Below are 16,850 nucleotides of genomic sequence, written 5' to 3'. Positions count from 1 at the left end.
TGTTCCATCTTACATTGCCCAGGCGTTCACTACAGCCTTATATTTATTTTGAAAATTGGTGAGACCCGCTGCGAACCGGCGACGAATAATCTCTTCAGGAATATTATGACCACCCTGCATGACACGTTCTGCCACTCGCGACACGGCAATATCAGCAGAGTCCAATGAGAGAAACCATATTTTAACAATATAACCTTCAGATCTCCAATCTTTAATCCTTTGCAGATAGGTAAGGCCGGATAGTGTTGTTTCAAAAGAAAAGCTCTCACCATTTGACGCACAATCATCAATCTCCCTGAGCATTATTCTCGCTGCTTTAAAGGCTGCAACTTCAGGATTAAACGGTGATAGCCCGGCGGCAATAAGATCAGCATTCACAAAACGAAGCATGTGAGCTTCCCGTGGAAGAAAGTCCCTTGCGAAGGTTGTTTTGCCCGCTCCGTTAGGCCCGGCAATGATGATAATTTTTTTCAATCTTCTCTGTCACTGTGAACGTTAAACGTAGATCCTTTTAAAAAGGTAAAGATTTTATCTCATTCTCCCATAGAGAGATCAAGAGAACGCCCTCATGCGATCACCCCAATCTCATCTCGCTCCCTGTCGTCAGCCGGAAGAACCTCACGCTTGCCCCGACGCTCCGGATGCTTCCGCTCCAAAAACCATGCCGAAGCAAACCACCTCGCGGTCCGGGCATCTTCGATAGCATCGAGTTCGGTACTGAGAAACATGAACTCCCTGCTTGAATTTTCCTGACCAAGGTTTTTTGCATGTTACTATTCTGATTTACATTCCGTAATTCAGGTCAATAGATTCCATATTTTATGCTCATCGATTCCATATTTTACGGTTCCAAGTGCTTATGAATAAGTCTTCTCTCTACCCTCGCCTGATTGAAATGCGCATTGCTGAAGCGCTGGCCGACACGCCAGTTGTTTTGGTTGCAGGGCCGCGCCAGGCAGGCAAAACAACCTTGGTGCGACAGCAAAATCGGCAGAGCATCCACCCCAGCAACATTCCACCCCTTGATTGAAACATTTGCCAGTCACTAACAAAAAAAGCTCCCGGTTTTACGGAAGCTTTCTTTTTATGCGGAGAGGGTGGGATTGATTCGAAGCTCTGCTTCTCACCCCGAAAGTGGGGCGGCTACCCTTCGGTCGCCGTCCAAATGTTCCGCTTGTGCGGCTCATTTGTCGAACGCCACTCCGTGGGTTCTCATCCCACCCCATTTTTCATGATTCAATCACGAACAAAAAAAGCCCCCGGTTTTACGGAAGCTTTCTTTTTATGCGGAGAGGGTGGGATTGATTCGAAGCTTTGCTTCTCACCCCGCGTTGCGGGGCGGCTACCCTTTGGTCGCCGTCCAAATGTTCCGCATGCGCGGCTCATTTGTCGAACGCCACTCCGTGGGTTCTCATCCCACCCCATTTTTCATGGGTCAATCACGAACAAAAAAAGCTCCCGGTTTTACGGAAGCTTTCTTTTTATGCGGAGAGGGTGGGATTGATTCGAAGCTTTGCTTCTCACCCCGCCCGCGGGGCGGCTACCCTTCGGTCGCCGTCCAAATGTTCCGCTTGTGCGGCCCATTTGTCGAACACCACTCCGCGGGTTCTCATCCCACCCCATTTTTCATGCATCAGTCACGAACAAAAAAAGCTCCCTGTTTTACGGAAGCTCTTTTTGTTGCGGAGAGGGTGGGATTCGAACCCACGGTACACTTGCGCGCACAACGGTTTTCGAGACCGTCACATTCAACCACTCTGCCACCTCTCCTGAACTGATGCTGTTTCAGCTTTGCCCGTGGCTGACGGCAGTGAATTTAAAAAAATCCGCACCTTTTTCCGCACAGTTTTACACGCTATTTGTCTGTAATGGTACTTGCGCTTTGGCAAAAGTGCAGGTAGTGCAGAGAATCAGGCTGTTCCTCGTAACTCAGGCGGATAGAGCAACGTCTATGCTACAGGGAATAGCGCTTCTCTTTCTGGTATTTAGTTACGATAAAATACATTATCAGCATTAAACCTGAAAACGAAGAGTTTACTGTGAACCTCTCCTGCCTGTATCGGATGATCGTTTTCTTGTGACCATATAATGCGTATAAATACTGAAAAATGTATTCGATTAGCTACATTAATAAAAATGACATGATGGGTTATACTGATCTGCCTAAATTAGGAAGAAGCGAGTTTTACACACGAGGTATCTCCCTTTAAAAAAAATACGCCGATTGTATTTAATTGGTAATTGTTTGGTTTTTATATAGAAATCAACTTTCTGCTTTTAAAGAATTAGGCAGGTCTGTCTAAACAAATTTAGCAGTCAAATGAAACGTAGCCAAGAGAGGTTATAATGTACTTCGTAAATCGTGAGTCGAAAGCGAAATGGCAAAAAGCCTTCATTGACAACGTTTTTCGGCGCAAGACCGAGTATAGTAACAGTTTTTCGAAAATTGTTTTGAGCAATACAGAGTTGCTGGATGGGAAAAATAATCATATGCCAGAGTCTCTGTTCAAGTTCTATAAGCCTACCTCAGAAAACATCATCGACATAAAGAATCGGAGACTATGGTTCTCCAACCCTGTTTCTCTTAATGATCCATTTGACTGTCATACCGGATACAATACCGATAGTTACGAGAAGCATGTTTTTCTGGAATACATCAATAAACATGGATACGTTGAGCCAGAAAACAGTAAGGATGGTTTTACTGTTGATGAATTCGAGCGGTTATCATCATCAACCACTGAATACGATTACTATTCTTCAAAAAAGCCTGAAAAATACCACACACTGTTCTGGAAATTGATGGACGATAAAAGCGAGGCCTTCAACCGGCATGTTTATGATGTGATAAGGCAAGTTAGAGAGGAAGTAACCAGTAAGATGGCTCGATTGCGGAATGCCAAAATCCGGATTGCTAGTTTCTCAGTCTTAGATCGTTACAAAGGTTTCAACGATATTATTCAAATGTGGTCTCACTACACTGATAACCATCAAGGGTTCTGTGTAGAGTATGACACATCTCTTATCCGGGCACCAATCAATTTGTCCATAATGGATCATGATTTCTACTCGGATCAGTCTGCCTACATGGATGAAAGAATCAGAGTGGCACTTAATGCCGGATTGTTTCCGGTCATCTATACTGCGAACCGAGTGAATATTCCGAAGACAAAACTGAAGAGGATTAAGCTCGATAGCAAAGGCAACTTACAACACGATAGCGAGGTCGATGCAATTCTTTACAAAACCTATATCGTTAAGTCAGCAAAATGGAGTTACGAAAACGAATGGCGGATCATTCTCGATGGAGATGTTTGTGACTATTATGATAACAAGGTTCCGTTTCCATATATCAAGAGAATATTCCTCGGCTGCAAGATGAATAACCACACCATTGATACATTGATTGAAATTGCCGCAGAGGTTGGGGCGGAAATAGTCATGATGGCGATGGACAACAAAAAGTTTGTTCTTCGAGAATACAACATCGATTCTTATACATGGGATAAAAAAAGATCTAAGTGGAACAATCCGTTTTCTTGAAAGTGATTCATACAATCTTCAAAACCGCAACTAACAAGAGCATGAACCTGATACGGGCAACTCGCGTACAACGACATTGAACTCAATAATTAATTGGAGCGCATCTTATGCCAACCCACCCTAATGCGATCGGATACATTCGCGACTTTGGTCATTCTGAGGGAATCTCTTGGCTGGAGATGATTTGTGATCTTGCTGCAACTGGAAGTACGTCCCTTGATCCTACTGACCTTGAAATTCTTGTTCAATTATTCACGAAAAAGGTAAGCTACCTTCGACAACCAGCCCCGCCAGTAGCCAATGCGCTTACTGGAGCCGTTACCGCCGCTATCGAACGTCTCGAAGTTATTGGCCCGTTTAATGGATTTAAACGTTTAGGCGATTCCTTGGTAGCTTCTTTTCCTAAACGAGTCACGATCATTTTTGGATCTAACGGAAGTGGGAAATCTAGCTTGTGCGAAGCACTTCAAATTCTGGCATCGAACGATGCTCCTCGTCGCCCACTCCATGACGTTCGCGTGACCACGACTACATCACCATCATTCGCCTATAAATTCGCTTCGGATGTGACAGCACAATCCTGGTCACCACCCGCGGCTTACGGTGCTTGCTCAACCACCCTCAAGTATTTCGATACTGGAATTGCATTTCATAATATTCGGAATTCTGTCCAACCAGGTCGAATCATCGAACTTTCCCCATTCAAATTGGAAGTGTTTGAGACCGCGATAAATCATTGCGAAACCTTGCGTACGGAGCTTCACAGAAGACAGAGCGAAAATGCGACCCATCTCACGAGCGCTTTGGTGCAGATCCGCACGAAGTTTAAACCTTTCGATGGTACTGTGCTCGCCGGTTTGGATAAACCACAAATCACGACCCTAGATGCCGAGATTGAGTTGGCTGACAATTATTCCGCGGAGAGCGGACTGGAAGAAAAACTGACCGCGAAGACTGATCTCGAGAAAGCAACTTCAGAAGAAGGTCTCAAATTGCTAAAGGGTGAAGTTGCAGCACTGAAAGCACTCCTTGGGGAAATTCAACCGATCCTCAGCGCATCTGAAAAGCTTATTGAGATTGATCCTGTTGAGCAGGCTACAATTCTGAAAGCCAAAGAGAACGAGCTCGAACTTCTCGCCAAGTCGCTCATTCCTTCAGGCGCAACTCTTGAGAAGTTGATGGCTCTCATTCGACCAGCCAACGAAGTTTGCAGTCTTCATTCTCTGGAAATAGCAGAGTGCCCCCTCTGTAAGCAAAGCCTTCAGGAGAGTGAGCTTGAACTGTTCAAGCTCTACGCTGAGCTTTTGACTGGCGAACTGGATATTGCCATTACCGAACTCCGTAAACTTATTAAGACTTCAGAAAAGAATTTTAAAGTGATTTCTGATACCTCGCCTGACGATTGGGCAAAAGGCTCGGTCTTGACCTCAGAAACAATTGAAACCATTAAGAACTTTGGGAAGGCGGTTCAGTTACGATTCAAGGCTGGAGAGGAAATTGACCAAGATGGCAAAGATGCAGCGTTGTCTATTCGAAAATTCAGCGATAATCTTTCGTCGTGCCTGGAGGAGAAAGAGACGCTCATCGAAAATGCGGGAAAAGACCGTGAAGAGCTTCTAAAGCAGTTGGAGCAACTCTCCACAGAATGCAAAGGTCTTCTTTACGCCAAGGAGATTGCGGACAACATTGAACTATTGACTGACGCGCGCAAGTGGACGGAAATCGCTGCTTTTTGGGTTGCTACCTTGCCGGATTTCAAGTCAGTGTTACGCAAGGTTACTTCGACAGCAAAGAAGGCGCACAAGGAATTAGTTGTAGAGGATTTTAAAACCCGATTGAATGAAGAGTATCTTGCTCTCGCTGAAAAAGATATGAGTGCATTCGGGGTCGAGTTGAAAGACGTAGGTGGTGATGGAGCTGTTACTGTCGATCACCATGTGGCTGGTCAGAGGATTGAGTCTGTTTTGAGTGAGGGAGAGCTACGAATACACGCCCTTGCTTTGTTCTTTGCTGAACTTGAGACCTGCGAGCAGCAAGTAATCGTCTTTGACGATCCGATCTCCAGTTTCGACTACAATTACATCGGGAACTATTGCAATCGGCTGCGCGATTTGATTCAAGCACACTCCAATCGTCAGATAATTGTGCTCACCCACAACTGGGAGTTTTTCGTTCAAATGCAGATGACCCTGAATACTTCGCGATTGAATCAACAAATGAGCGTGCATGTTCTAGAGAGCTGCGTCGCACTGGATGAATACAGCGAGAATGTTGACGATTTGAAGACCGATATCGAAGCGATTTTAGCTATCGCTGGCGAACCGACTAAGCCTCAGAAGGAGGTTATGGCCGGAAAAATGCGCCGGCTAATCGAAGCAGTTGTGAATACCCACGTATTCAACAAACAGCGACATCAGTTTAAACAAAAGAACCAACAGGTATCTGCCTTCGACGACTTCACGAAGGTAGTTGCACTTCTGACTGCCGAGGCCCAGTCTTTGAGAGACCTTTTTGCAAAGCTAAGCATCGCTGAACACGATGATCCGCGAAACGCCTACGTCAACACAGACAAGGCGATGTTCCAAACTCGCTACAACAAGATTAAGGCAATTGAGACAGCTATCATAGGAAGAAAGTAGCGAGCCGGTTCCCTCAGAACACAAAACCGTTCAAGTCCGAATTCATGATCAATGAAAAATTTCGAATGATAAGGAACACTTCAATCCAAGAGCCGGACATAAGGATCTCAACGTCTCATTATAGATTGAACATTCTACATTTAATCAACCCAAACTAATGACCGCAAAGAATCGCGCTCATGAATTATTAATTTCGCATCGAGATGCCTAACCATTACACATTCGAAGAAGTTGTTGGAACCCATCCGGTTTCTCCACATCCGATTGGCGAGCGATTTTCATACGAAGATGGTCATTCAGAGCATGGAATCCCCACCCGCACGCTCTCTGAGACAGACTCGGATGTTGACCAGTTTGTCGCCGCGATGAGGGAATTTCTTCGCACTCATCACTCCAGACCGGAGGATTTAGAACGTGATCGGCTGCGCAGGGAAGCTTACGCTCGGCAAGGGCTTACACTCCCTCTCACTCGATTTCCAACTAATCCAAAGACTCGCAAGGGAAACTGGACAGAGGTTCTCCTCTGCGAGTATGTAACTGCTTCTTGCAACGCGGACTTACCCGTTTATCGTTTGCGATACAACCCGAACGTTGATCAGTCCATGAAGGGTGATGACGTGTTGGCTTTCGATTTGAATGCTCATCCTATCCGTATAATCGTCGGCGAGGCAAAGTTTCGTGGAGCGTCATCGAAGAAGGCTGTCACTGACATCATTGAATCACTCGAAAGATCATTCCGAGGAGGGCTACCTGTTTCCCTTCAATTCGTTGCAAATCGCCTAATCGTGGAAAGAAATGAAGCGCTTGGGCGACGGATCGAAGAGTGCGCTGATCTATTTGTGAGGAATAGATTACGGATTGACCATGTTGGACTTCTTGCGAGCAACCACTTAGCGCCTACCCATGTTGAAAAAAACGCTATTTCATCTCTGCGAAGAATCGCGGTAATCTCGATGACCCTCTCCGATGGGGAAGGTCTTGTTAATTCTTGCTTCAATGGATTGGAGTCCACACCATGAGCCTTTCAGTTGAGCATTCGCGAAGCATCGCATCTGCGTTGCGAGTTGAGCCAATTCCAAATTTCATTTCTCAGGCAAAGGCAAAGCAGTTGCTTCAAGAAGTTCACGAGTTGCCTGAACATTTTCCGGGATTCACGGAGGGCCTCGACGATCGTGTCACTTTCGTAGCCTACCGAATGCTTAGCGCTGGTTGTAGTCTGGTGGAACAAGACTTGCTTGGTGAGGGGATCCTACAACTTCACTCGGCTGGCGAATTGCTGGAAAGCACCCATCGCACGAGCGCTCGAACTGAGAGCGTAAGCGGATTCCATTGCCTAATTGGGGCGATGGCTTTTTACGCATGTGGTCACTATTCACGAGCATACGTGCTCATCAAAGCCACGGAAACTATCACACCAGTCGCAGGGATCATTGCTAGCTTCCTCAGAAAGGATTTTGCCAAGTTGATTCCAAGGCTTAATGACGTTCTTCTCCGGGAACAGCCCCTATACGAAGAGGATTTCATTGAGGCAGACAGGAGAGCTCTTGATCTTCTTATCGCTCGATCGGTTGCACACGTTCTTGAGCATTCGATCTCAGGCGAAGCAGAGCTACTTACTAATGCTGATGCTATTCTAGCCGATGCGATGATCATCAGTGAGGCTGGAGCCAACCCGAGCTTTTGGTGGATAGCACGAATCCTCCGATTGATGTTCAATGACTATGGGCGGGGGTCACTTTGGGTCTGTCTTCCACCGTTCTTTGGCCCTGACGGGAAGTCTACTATCGGTGATTATGCAAGCCTCCTTGCTTTGGTTAAACCGCCGGTAACTGAGCTTTGGCGATCCCAACTTGCAGCTCTTGAGCTCGCTCTAAATGGCGACAACTTAGGTGGAGTCGTGAACTTGCGAACAAGTGCAGGAAAGACCCGGGTCGCAGAACTTGCGATACTTAAAGAGTTAAGAGCCAATTCGACAGCTAAGGTTCTTTATTTGGCGCCGTTTCGATCTCTAGCATTTGAGCTGGAGCGGACTTTTGAAAAATACCTTGGGGCTCTTGGTTTTTCCATTTCGCACCTTTATGGAGGCTCCCGTTTTAGTGGGGTAGACCGCGAAATGGTTCTCGAGGCACACCTCCTCATTGCGACGCCTGAAAAAACGAAGGCGATGTTGCGTGCGGCCCCTGAATTGTTTGATAACGTCAAACTGATCGTCATTGATGAAGGTCACCTTCTTGGAGGGAGCGAACGGAATGTCAAAAATGAATTGTTTCTTGAGCACCTCCGGCTACTTTCTCGAAATCGAAGTACGCGCATTCTATTACTTTCTGCAGTTCTTCCGAATGCCACAGAGCTTGCGACATGGATCGGTGGTAGTGAGTCCGCATTAGCGCAATCAGACTGGAAACCATCGGATGAGCGCTTTGGCGTTCTCCGATGGACAAAGAATGGAGTGCAAATCGAATGGCGTAGCGAAAGTCGATGCTTCAATCCTGATTTTGTTGATTTTCGATGGGTGGTTGAACCTGGTAAAAAGAAGGCTAGAGAATTCCCAAGGTCGAAGACTGAGGCTGTCGCCGCCACCGCTGTGCGCCTATCTGAAATCGGGCCTGTATTAATATTTGCCGGTCAAGCGCAGTGGGTGCCATCAATGGCTCGGTCTGTTATACTAGCTCTCCAAGGCGAGGAAAAGACCCATACGTGGCCTGATACGGAGTGGCGGATATTTGAGGCAGTTTGCAGTGAAGAGTTGGGGCCTGATTGTATCGAACTTGAGGCGGCCAGACTTGGGATTGTTTGCCATTCCAATCGACTTCCTCCCCAAGTCCGGATCGCGATCGAAAACCTCATGGCAGCGGGGAATCCCTTAGTGATCGTTGCAACAACCACACTCGGGCAGGGAGTAAATATCAGAGTTTCGTCGGTGATTGTGTCTCAGACCTTGATAGGAAAAAAAAGGCACATTACGAAACGTGACTTTTGGAACATTTGTGGGCGTGCTGGGCGAGCGTATGTAGATGGAGAGGGAAAGGTTCTCTTCGCAATCGATGGCACGAAAGCCGTGTGGCAGATTAAGCACGAAATGAATTTGGCAAACCAGTATCTCGACATCCTGAAAATAGACAAAGTCGAGAGCGGCTTGTTGCAGGTGATTCGTATTTTGAAACGCATTGCAAAAGAAACCGGAGTCACTTTCGAAACATTCCTCGAACTAGTTGCAAACAGTGATTATGAATCCTTGAATCGGCACGCCGAGGGGGTCCGATCGTTGATGGATTTATTTGACGATCAGCTTTTAACGCTACATGTTGCGTATAAAGGTGCCGACCCGTCAGGAGATCAAATTGATTGGATTGAATCTGCATTTCAGGGTTCTCTCGCGGTGATCCAAGCTGAAGCAATGGAGAACGAAGACAGCGCGTCAGTTCTTTCGCTGTTGAAAGCCCGAACCACATCGATTCTGAGAGATGTTCCTGACGCTCCTGCCCGACAAGCGATTATTTCATCTGGATTGCCTCTCTCTGTAGGCAAACTCGCCTTTAGGGACTTGGAGTTTTTTCGCCAGTGTACCGATGCCTATTTGGCTAGTGATCAGAATGATACTGCCATCGCAGTTTTGGTTTCAGAATTCGAGGATTGGGCGAGAGTTAATGCGTCTGCTATTTGCGGCTCGATTGCTTCAAAGGAGCTTCTTGATGTAGTCCGCCCCCAATGGCTTAGAGGTCAGCCATTATTGGCGATCCGGGAATCTTTAGAGGATGATCCGCTGAAAATTTGCACTGAATTCTATGGCTATGAGCTGTCGTGGCTTTTCCATGCAGTTGCCCAAAAACTCGACCAAGAAACTGAGGAGGAAAGGAGAGAAGCGCTTGGTTTGGTAAGCCTGTTACTTGAATTGGGTCTCCCCAATCAAGCAGCAGCTAAGGTCTTCCTGGCAGGAATTCGGTCTCGAGCTTCAGCAGTCGAGCTTGGAGCATTCGTGCTGGATTCAACCGCAAGCCCAAAGAGGATTCGTAATGCATTGCTCAACCCTGAAACGGTTGAAGATCTCAGATCATCAATCTCACCTAAAACAGCAAACTGGTTGGATTTATTGGAAAAGGATCAGACGTCAAGTGAGGAGGAAATACCGTCTTTTTCAAACTTCAAGTTGCAAGTCCCGCATGAGATAACAAGCCTTCATTCAAGAAAGCTTCCTGAGCAAGATACAGCATTCCTATGTTCCACCGATTGTCGGTTTGTTTTCCGGGCCAAGTCAACGGAAGATCTTCCATTTTATGACCTAGCCAACGATCTACGGTTTATCTTCCTGCGAACCGGAGATCTCTGGTGCCTACACTGCCGAGACCCTCGCCTTCAAGCACCGACGATCTCTTTTGGTGATTAGATCTTCTAGCTGTTTCCGATACAAGGAGAACACCAGAAAATACTGAAGTATGTGCAATGCATCATCTGGACAGAAGTGGCCCGTGAGAAAGCGGAGGACAGGAGGATGGGCGTTCCAATCATCCACTGGCCGTCTGCCAGAGTAACGGCACCAATTGGATGTGGAACAAATAATCTTTTGCGGCTATCCCTTTTTTCCAAGCAATATCAGCTCCACACAAGCCCACAACTTCTATATTATAATTTGTTGTATAACATGATTTATGTAAAGCTGCCGATTTAATTGCAATTATTGAAATACTTTACAGTCTCTTTTGCCTTGCCGTTTGATTGCGTTTCAAATAATGGACAGTAAAAGGCGTTTACTGTCCATTATTTACTTCTTTATCCTGTAGCCACACTGCCCTGGTATGTTCCGGTTTTGTTTTTTGTGACCGCGTTTCTTTAGGAAGTTGGCGGAACCATTGGAGGGTTCGGCTCTTCGGTATTTTTTGTTCCTCTTGCAGCTCACTTTTTCAATATTCACACCGAGCTTGCCCTGATCAGCAATCGTCATGTGTTGAGTATATCATGTTCCGGAGTTACTGGCACTCTATGCTCCGGCGTGCACGCTCGTGCGTGGGATAATGCGTAACGTACCTGTTCAGTCGGAGGTTGCCCCGTTTACTGTAACACTTGTTCTTGGAAATCCTCTTCAAACTGAGCGGCAAATTCTGCCGGTGTTAACCCTCCCAAAGCGACGGACAACCCTTATATTGTATAGTTAAATCAGTTAGTAACTATCCGGAGAGCGGTATGCACAGGAAGTTCGGGAAGAGTGATATTGTTGAAATTGCGGTTGATGCCATGCTGTTCAATTGACTGGAGCCGGATTTTTCGCTTCAGGTTGAGAAACAGACAGCCTCAATTGACGGGCCAAGTCATGACAGTAGTTCGGATATTCTTGATCTTACCTCACTGCTCTGGTGCTCTCCTGATGTAAAACTTTGCATCCAAAAAAACTCTTTTATATCACGTCAAAGCTTCTACCTTTACTTCCATATTACAAGTATTTTTCTTAAAATTCGATGTGATAATGGTGAATTATTCAATTTTTCAGCAGTTAACACAATCCATCTATCAAGATGCCAACATACGCCTTCATTCTCCATAGACAGGTATTCTTCCTCGTTTGCAATGCACAAAAAATACTGATGCCGGTCTTATGTTCTGTGTTGCTTTTTGCAACAGTAAATGCAGAACAGTATAACTTACACTATTACCATGCTAATGGGAGTTCATTAGATTGCAATCCAAGTTTTATCGGAAATAAATCTTTGGAAAGAAAGGGTTTAGGTTCAGAAGGATCTAGTTCATCCACCGATGATGAAGTTCCGATATGTGTTCCATCTGACAAAATGCCTGGTTTTCTTGATCAGAAAAAACCCGTCTATCCCGAGATTGCAAGAATTGAAGGAATTACTGGCAAGTTGTTTGTAAATGTTCTGATTGGAAAAGATGGTCGACCAGAAAAGGTAAAAGTTATGAAGCGTATTCCGCCTGACTGTTATGTATTTGATGAGGTTGCTATCAAGTCCGTAATGGAATCTACATACTCTCCAGCTATTCTGAATGGCCGTCCCATAAAGGTATGGATGACTGTTCCGATAAAATTTCAATTTGATTAGAGGGGGACGTGCCCATATTGACCGGTAACCGGCTCTAAGCCCGGCTTTCCTTGCTGTGCCAGACGCGAATAAGAACAACCTTTTCGTTTCTCTCCCGCATGTAGCGAAGAACAAAAGCTCCGGCACCAAAAGATACCACCAATTCGCGTCTTCCCGTGTCATCGTTCATTGGTTGGCCAATGTCCGGTATTGATTTGAGCAAACCCGCGCCGTCAGGAATGGCTTGTGCGGCCCGAGCTGCCGCACCGGGATTATTTTCGTTCAGGAACGCATGAAGCCGCTCAGCATCGGCTAATGCCTCTGAAAGCTACTTTATTTGGGGCAAGAGGTCACATCTCCTTTTGCCAGATTTTCAATCCATGCTGCGGCTTTTTCATGGGGGACAGCTTCACTGGATAATTGATACCGTTCCCATCGTTCCAAATCCTCGCGTTTTTCCCGCTCGTACTTTTCTTCGCTGTCCAGGAATGTTTCGATTGCCTTCCTCATGAGCCAGTGCGGTGACCTGTCGCGGATACGAGCCAAATCCGCAAGGCGTTTATGCGTCGTATCGTCTAACTTTACACTTTTAGTCTGAGTCATGATCTTCTCTCCTTTGTTACAAAGTAACACTCATTATGACTTTTGACGACCACTCTTTAGCGGGCAGGTTGTGATCGGAAAAGAAGAGAGCCGGCATTACGCAATCCGCAATCCTGCGCGGGTAGAGAGAGCATTCATTCACCAGTGCACACCGCCGGGAAATATGGAATCTCCCGGCGTATATTATGGAATGGATCAGGTTTCCGGAGTGGCGGATTTCCAATTAAATTAATCAGATCATCAAGCGGTACAATGCGAAAACTGGTTGCGATCTGTTTTACTCTTCTCTCTCTGCTCTCTGCAGAAACGGCACATGCCGGGCACACTGAAGCGGAGGGTGTTGCGCCCCAAAAAGCACTGAATTTGCTGCTTGAAGGCAACCGGCACTTTGCCAAAAAAGGAGAGGTCAGAAACCTTTCTCGCCACGCTTCAGTCAACTATCGCAAATCTCTGGCAACCGCTCAGCACCCTTTTGCTGTTATTATTGCCTGTTCGGATTCACGCCTCTCTCCCGAGATCCTTTTTGACAAGGGGTTGGGAGAGCTGTTTGTGGTTCGGGTTGCCGGAAATATTGTCGGAGCCCATGAGCTTGGCTCGGTTGAGTATGCGGTCGAGCATCTGGGTGCAAGGCTGGTGATGGTGCTTGGTCATGAGCGATGCGGTGCGGTTACAGCAGCCTATGAAGCCCGGCTCTCCGGTAGTAAAGTTGAAGGCAACATCGGCTCACTCATTACATCCATCGACCCTGCCGTTACGGCAGTCATGGCTGAGGGTTCAAAAGCATCAAAAGCTGAACTGGTTGAGCGCTGCATGCATAAAAACGTGGAGATCGTCGCCGGTCAGTTGTCCAACAAATCGCCGATTATAGCCGAAGCGCTTCAAAAGGGTGAGATCAGGGTTGTCACGGCTTACTATGACCTTGATGAGGGGATTGTTACGGTGATAAAGTAGTTTTAGTACGGTGCCCTCAGTAATTTGGTCAATGATTCCCTTTGTCAGGCCATCCCCCGAACGCAAATGTTAAGGCGAGCAGTAAGCACAAGCCCGCACTCCACGATTCCGATATAAACGATAAAATAAATACCAGAAAATAGAGCGGAGGAGCATACCGGTATTGATTGGTGAGCTGAACAGCTTCATCTATTTTCTGCTCGGATGCTGAAGGAGAGAGCAGATGGAGTGAAGCGTGCCTCCATAGCGCGAACAGGGAGATAGAGGTAGCCAGAAATGTTCCTGAGTACAGGGTTGATGCCACCCTTGCATCGGGGTGGATAAGGTACTCTGAAAGCAACGCTGTCGGAAACGGTATAAACGAGACACAAAACAACAGGAGGCCATTCCAGTAAAACAGGGCATGACCATCCCGGTTGATCAACTTGAAGATCCAGTGATGGTGTATCCAGATAACCAGTATGGTGATAAAGCTGGTCGAGAAGGCTAAATAACTTGGCCAAAGTGCGACAATAGATTGCGCCAGCCCTTTGAGTGCGACAGCCTCATGGCGAGGAACCTTGATTTGCAGGACAAGCAGGGTCATGGCGATGGCAAATACGCCATCACTGAATGCTTCAAGACGGACGGTTTCATTATCACGGTGCATAGGATGTTCTTTAAGGGCGATGGAAAGTTAGATGCCAGATCCCCGTAAGAAGATGCAACATGATCGAATTTGAAAGTTTGCGCGGCAAATGACATCAGGTCGGCAAAATTTCTGTTAAGGCATCCGTCTCCTGTGAGAGCACCCATGGGGTCGCTTCAGGAAACGGATTTTAAACCATTGACTAACGTATTAATTTTTTCTGCTGCCGTAAGCCAGCAGTACTCCTCCGGCAACAATCGCCACCACTCCGGCCCAAACCGGAATGTTGACCGTCTTTTTTTCCTTTATGGAGAGTTCGACCGGTCCCAACTTTACCTCTTCGCTCTCTTTTGTGTAATTGAAACTGCCAAAAACCAGCCCCAGTATCCCGGAGGCCATCAATACGATCGCCGCTATCTTTATCGCGTTCATTTCATCTCTCGGTTACATTGTTGCTTTCGCCAATATGAATACCATCATACTCCTGTGAGCACTCTTTTCTGATACCTTATTTGCTGACTCCGGTTCTCTTGTTGAGAAGCAAAGGAGCTCTCCGGGCATTCCGAAGTTCTTTCAGAGTATCCATTCCCTGTTGAGAGAAACATCAGAGTGCAGGGTGGCTTGCTGGGAGAGCATTCTCTCGGCAAGCGATTTACGCCCGGCTGATAACCACACTCTGATGGTGTCAAGAGGTTTGCCGATTATTTTCGAGATTGCGCTGTGTTTTAATCCGGACACGGATGAAAGCAGTACCGAAAGTTGTATATCGGCAACCCGCTGCAGTTCTGCCATCTCATTCTTTTCCTTAGGGTTACATGACGGTTTCGGAACAGAGGATGTGCATTCGTTACCGAACATGTCGAAATAACACGCTCTGAATGTTTTGTATACTTCACTCTCCGGCGTATCAAGCGTAACATTCAGGTAGGTCATGTTGACCAGTTCAGTAGCAGAGGCTTCGGATCCGGTCATCCAGTAAGCAAGGCTGTATATATCATCCATTAAATCCATCGGTGTTCTTTTTTCTCCGGTCACGGTTCCTCCCTGTAATGGCTCGAACAACGGTTGCAAAGAAAGGTCATTACCTAATCCACATCACCTGCATAATGCTTCATGCCTGCCATATCATCTCCGGAAAATAGCCTGTTGGGCACCGCTATTTATTTATTCCGAAACACGATTACTTCGTTGGGTGGTGCTCGAAATCCTCATGTACTACGTGTACACTCCGGTTTCTGTGCTCCATCCGCTTTGTCCTCTGGCTTCTCACGACAATAAATAGAGGAGCCCTATTAACGGATCAGACATCATTCATCCTGTTTTTTTGTTTATACTTTAAAAAACGAAGCACAAGGGCTATAAGTTCAGGATCAGGGGGATTATCATTAAGTATCGACTGAACATTCCAGGCGGTTGCAGCCTGCCCGAAGTGAATTCAATATCGATGCGACAAGAGAACATGTATGGTTATTTCCGGACTTTTTTGGATTGATCATTTGTTGTACGATTAACGGTATACAAAATAAACGAGCCTGAAATATCCGGGCTTCTTTCTCAAAAAGAGTCAATCATCTCTATCCATGTGCGGACGATTCGGTTTTTTTGAGCTGAAGTACTTCATTGAGCAGCTTCGCCAGCTTGAGCTTCCATTTGAGGAGGAGGAGGGGTTTGCTTTTCATCCGTGCTACAACATTGCTCCCGAATCCAATATTGTCACCCTTCTTGCGGAAAGCGGCCGCTACACCCTTGCCGAAGCGTACTGGGGATTGATTCCGCACTGGGCTCGTGAAATGCCGAAAGTGCGGCCGATCAATGCCCGCTCGGAGAGCCTTTCGGTCAAACCCTACTTCCGTCACATGCTTAACCGCCGCCACTGCCTCATTCCTGCAAGCGGTTTCTATGAGTGGCAACGGAGCGGAGGCGCAAAAAAACAGCCATACTACATTCACCACGTGGATGGCAGGCCGATGGCTTTTGCCGGACTTTGGGAGAGCTGGCAGCCGGTTGATGCCGCTGCACCGCCGGTTCGAAGCTGCACCATCATTACCACCAGAGCAAATCATCAAATGGCGCCTGTTCATGACCGGATGCCGGTGATTCTTGAAGCGGAAAATTGGCGGCAGTGGCTTCAGGCGGGAAAACCGGGCGCTGAAAAACTGCTGGAGCCCTCCGGTGAGGGTACTCTCGATATCTACCCGGTTTCAACAAGGGTAAACAATCCGCTATACATTCGCCGTGACTGTATAGCTCATCTTGAAGAGACAAATCCCGGTTGACGATACCCGAGAGGGAGGTCAGGGGTTTCGGCTGCCTTTTTATAGGCGTTGTATATGCGCCCTGAGATCTTTTTGTGCGTGAAGTATATAAACCGTGAAAAAGTTGAAAAATATGTTTTAACTGCATTTTCAATAGCTATATTCTGATGTGCGATGAGTCTGAAGTCACAAGAAAAAACAG

Annotated in this window: 14 protein-coding genes, 1 tRNA gene and 1 pseudogene; 8 read left to right on the top strand and 8 right to left on the bottom strand. The window is 46.6% G+C overall.

Going from position 1 to position 16,850, the window contains the following annotated elements; translation table 11 throughout:
• Positions 1 to 9 precede the first annotated feature (9 nt).
• Positions 10 to 474: a zeta toxin family protein gene (locus CFERDRAFT_RS00135; RefSeq protein WP_006365155.1), complete on the bottom strand. Its 465-nt coding sequence runs from the start codon at positions 472 to 474 to the stop codon at positions 10 to 12.
• Between the two features lie 92 nt (positions 475 to 566).
• A complete protein-coding gene (locus tag CFERDRAFT_RS12245; RefSeq protein ID WP_156777945.1) occupies positions 567 to 728 on the bottom strand; it encodes a hypothetical protein in 162 nt (53 codons plus the stop codon).
• A gap of 131 nt (positions 729 to 859) precedes the next feature.
• On the opposite strand from CFERDRAFT_RS12245, the gene CFERDRAFT_RS12240 reads away from it, so the two are divergent.
• The gene (locus CFERDRAFT_RS12240; RefSeq protein ID WP_006365150.1) at positions 860 to 1,030 is read left to right on the top strand and encodes a hypothetical protein; all 171 of its coding nucleotides are present in this window, start codon (positions 860 to 862) and stop codon (positions 1,028 to 1,030) included.
• Positions 1,031 to 1,683: 653 nt separating this feature from the next.
• Here CFERDRAFT_RS12240 and CFERDRAFT_RS00130 read toward each other — a convergent pair.
• Positions 1,684 to 1,770 (bottom strand) — tRNA-Ser (locus CFERDRAFT_RS00130).
• Positions 1,771 to 2,490: 720 nt separating this feature from the next.
• Here CFERDRAFT_RS00130 and CFERDRAFT_RS00125 point away from each other — a divergent pair.
• From CFERDRAFT_RS00125 to CFERDRAFT_RS11795, 5 genes are all read left to right on the top strand, one after another.
• The gene (locus CFERDRAFT_RS00125) at positions 2,491 to 3,543 is read left to right on the top strand and encodes a DUF2971 domain-containing protein (RefSeq protein ID WP_232209713.1); all 1,053 of its coding nucleotides are present in this window, start codon (positions 2,491 to 2,493) and stop codon (positions 3,541 to 3,543) included.
• Positions 3,544 to 3,650: 107 nt separating this feature from the next.
• Complete coding sequence (locus CFERDRAFT_RS00120; protein WP_006365149.1) at positions 3,651 to 6,182, top strand: AAA family ATPase; 2,532 nt, start codon at positions 3,651 to 3,653, stop codon at positions 6,180 to 6,182.
• A 203-nt stretch (positions 6,183 to 6,385) separates the two neighbouring features.
• Positions 6,386 to 7,201 carry a HamA C-terminal domain-containing protein gene (locus CFERDRAFT_RS12660; protein WP_006365408.1) on the top strand — a complete coding sequence of 272 codons (816 nt, stop codon included), beginning with the start codon at positions 6,386 to 6,388 and terminating at the stop codon, positions 7,199 to 7,201.
• Positions 7,198 to 10,566: a DEAD/DEAH box helicase gene (locus CFERDRAFT_RS00110; protein WP_040432794.1), complete on the top strand. Its 3,369-nt coding sequence runs from the start codon at positions 7,198 to 7,200 to the stop codon at positions 10,564 to 10,566. Before CFERDRAFT_RS12660 ends, CFERDRAFT_RS00110 begins: the two co-directional genes overlap by 4 nt.
• 1,123 nt (positions 10,567 to 11,689) lie before the next feature.
• Entirely contained in the window at positions 11,690 to 12,232 is a 543-nt protein-coding gene (locus CFERDRAFT_RS11795; protein WP_006365148.1) for an energy transducer TonB, read from the top strand.
• A gap of 34 nt (positions 12,233 to 12,266) precedes the next feature.
• Here CFERDRAFT_RS11795 and CFERDRAFT_RS00095 read toward each other — a convergent pair.
• Together CFERDRAFT_RS00095 and CFERDRAFT_RS00090 are read right to left on the bottom strand one after the other, a co-directional pair.
• Positions 12,267 to 12,521: pseudogene (locus CFERDRAFT_RS00095) on the bottom strand (type II toxin-antitoxin system RelE/ParE family toxin); the annotation flags it as partial.
• A gap of 23 nt (positions 12,522 to 12,544) precedes the next feature.
• A complete protein-coding gene (locus CFERDRAFT_RS00090; RefSeq protein ID WP_040432792.1) occupies positions 12,545 to 12,814 on the bottom strand; it encodes a CopG family ribbon-helix-helix protein in 270 nt (89 codons plus the stop codon).
• Between the two features lie 252 nt (positions 12,815 to 13,066).
• On the opposite strand from CFERDRAFT_RS00090, the gene CFERDRAFT_RS00085 reads away from it, so the two are divergent.
• Positions 13,067 to 13,765 (top strand): carbonic anhydrase, encoded by a 699-nt coding sequence (locus CFERDRAFT_RS00085; RefSeq protein WP_006365147.1) that lies wholly within the window; start codon positions 13,067 to 13,069, stop codon positions 13,763 to 13,765.
• Between the two features lie 28 nt (positions 13,766 to 13,793).
• Here the strand turns inward: CFERDRAFT_RS00085 and CFERDRAFT_RS00080 are convergent, their stop codons facing one another.
• The 3 genes from CFERDRAFT_RS00080 to CFERDRAFT_RS00070 all read right to left on the bottom strand — a co-directional run bounded on the left by CFERDRAFT_RS00080 (position 13,794) and on the right by CFERDRAFT_RS00070 (position 15,404).
• Entirely contained in the window at positions 13,794 to 14,414 is a 621-nt protein-coding gene (locus CFERDRAFT_RS00080; protein WP_006365146.1) for a TMEM175 family protein, read from the bottom strand.
• Between the two features lie 189 nt (positions 14,415 to 14,603).
• Complete coding sequence (locus CFERDRAFT_RS00075) at positions 14,604 to 14,825, bottom strand: hypothetical protein (RefSeq protein WP_040432791.1); 222 nt, start codon at positions 14,823 to 14,825, stop codon at positions 14,604 to 14,606.
• 141 nt (positions 14,826 to 14,966) lie between these two features.
• Positions 14,967 to 15,404 (bottom strand): RNA polymerase sigma factor, encoded by a 438-nt coding sequence (locus tag CFERDRAFT_RS00070; RefSeq protein WP_040432790.1) that lies wholly within the window; start codon positions 15,402 to 15,404, stop codon positions 14,967 to 14,969.
• A 569-nt stretch (positions 15,405 to 15,973) separates the two neighbouring features.
• On the opposite strand from CFERDRAFT_RS00070, the gene CFERDRAFT_RS00065 reads away from it, so the two are divergent.
• On the top strand, positions 15,974 to 16,669 hold the full coding sequence (locus CFERDRAFT_RS00065; RefSeq protein ID WP_006365144.1) for an SOS response-associated peptidase: 696 nt from the start codon (positions 15,974 to 15,976) through the stop codon (positions 16,667 to 16,669).
• Positions 16,670 to 16,850 lie beyond the last annotated feature (181 nt).

It is taken from the genome of Chlorobium ferrooxidans DSM 13031, from assembly GCF_000168715.1.
Classification (GTDB): domain Bacteria; phylum Bacteroidota; class Chlorobiia; order Chlorobiales; family Chlorobiaceae; genus Chlorobium; species Chlorobium ferrooxidans.
This window is presented reverse-complemented; position numbering and strand designations above follow the sequence as displayed.

Coding starts and splice junctions, on each gene's coding strand:
- CFERDRAFT_RS12240 (WP_006365150.1), top strand. CDS start 860: ATGAATAAGTCTTCTCTCTACCCTCGCCTGATTGAAATGCGCATTGCT.
- CFERDRAFT_RS00085 (WP_006365147.1), top strand. CDS start 13,067: ATGCGAAAACTGGTTGCGATCTGTTTTACTCTTCTCTCTCTGCTCTCT.
- CFERDRAFT_RS12660 (WP_006365408.1), top strand. CDS start 6,386: ATGCCTAACCATTACACATTCGAAGAAGTTGTTGGAACCCATCCGGTT.
- CFERDRAFT_RS12245 (WP_156777945.1), bottom strand. CDS start 728: ATGTTTCTCAGTACCGAACTCGATGCTATCGAAGATGCCCGGACCGCG.
- CFERDRAFT_RS11795 (WP_006365148.1), top strand. CDS start 11,690: ATGCCAACATACGCCTTCATTCTCCATAGACAGGTATTCTTCCTCGTT.
- CFERDRAFT_RS00090 (WP_040432792.1), bottom strand. CDS start 12,814: ATGACTCAGACTAAAAGTGTAAAGTTAGACGATACGACGCATAAACGC.
- CFERDRAFT_RS00125 (WP_232209713.1), top strand. CDS start 2,491: ATGCCAGAGTCTCTGTTCAAGTTCTATAAGCCTACCTCAGAAAACATC.
- CFERDRAFT_RS00070 (WP_040432790.1), bottom strand. CDS start 15,404: ATGGATTTAATGGATGATATATACAGCCTTGCTTACTGGATGACCGGA.
- CFERDRAFT_RS00075 (WP_040432791.1), bottom strand. CDS start 14,825: ATGAACGCGATAAAGATAGCGGCGATCGTATTGATGGCCTCCGGGATA.
- CFERDRAFT_RS00120 (WP_006365149.1), top strand. CDS start 3,651: ATGCCAACCCACCCTAATGCGATCGGATACATTCGCGACTTTGGTCAT.
- CFERDRAFT_RS00065 (WP_006365144.1), top strand. CDS start 15,974: ATGTGCGGACGATTCGGTTTTTTTGAGCTGAAGTACTTCATTGAGCAG.
- CFERDRAFT_RS00110 (WP_040432794.1), top strand. CDS start 7,198: ATGAGCCTTTCAGTTGAGCATTCGCGAAGCATCGCATCTGCGTTGCGA.
- CFERDRAFT_RS00080 (WP_006365146.1), bottom strand. CDS start 14,414: ATGCACCGTGATAATGAAACCGTCCGTCTTGAAGCATTCAGTGATGGC.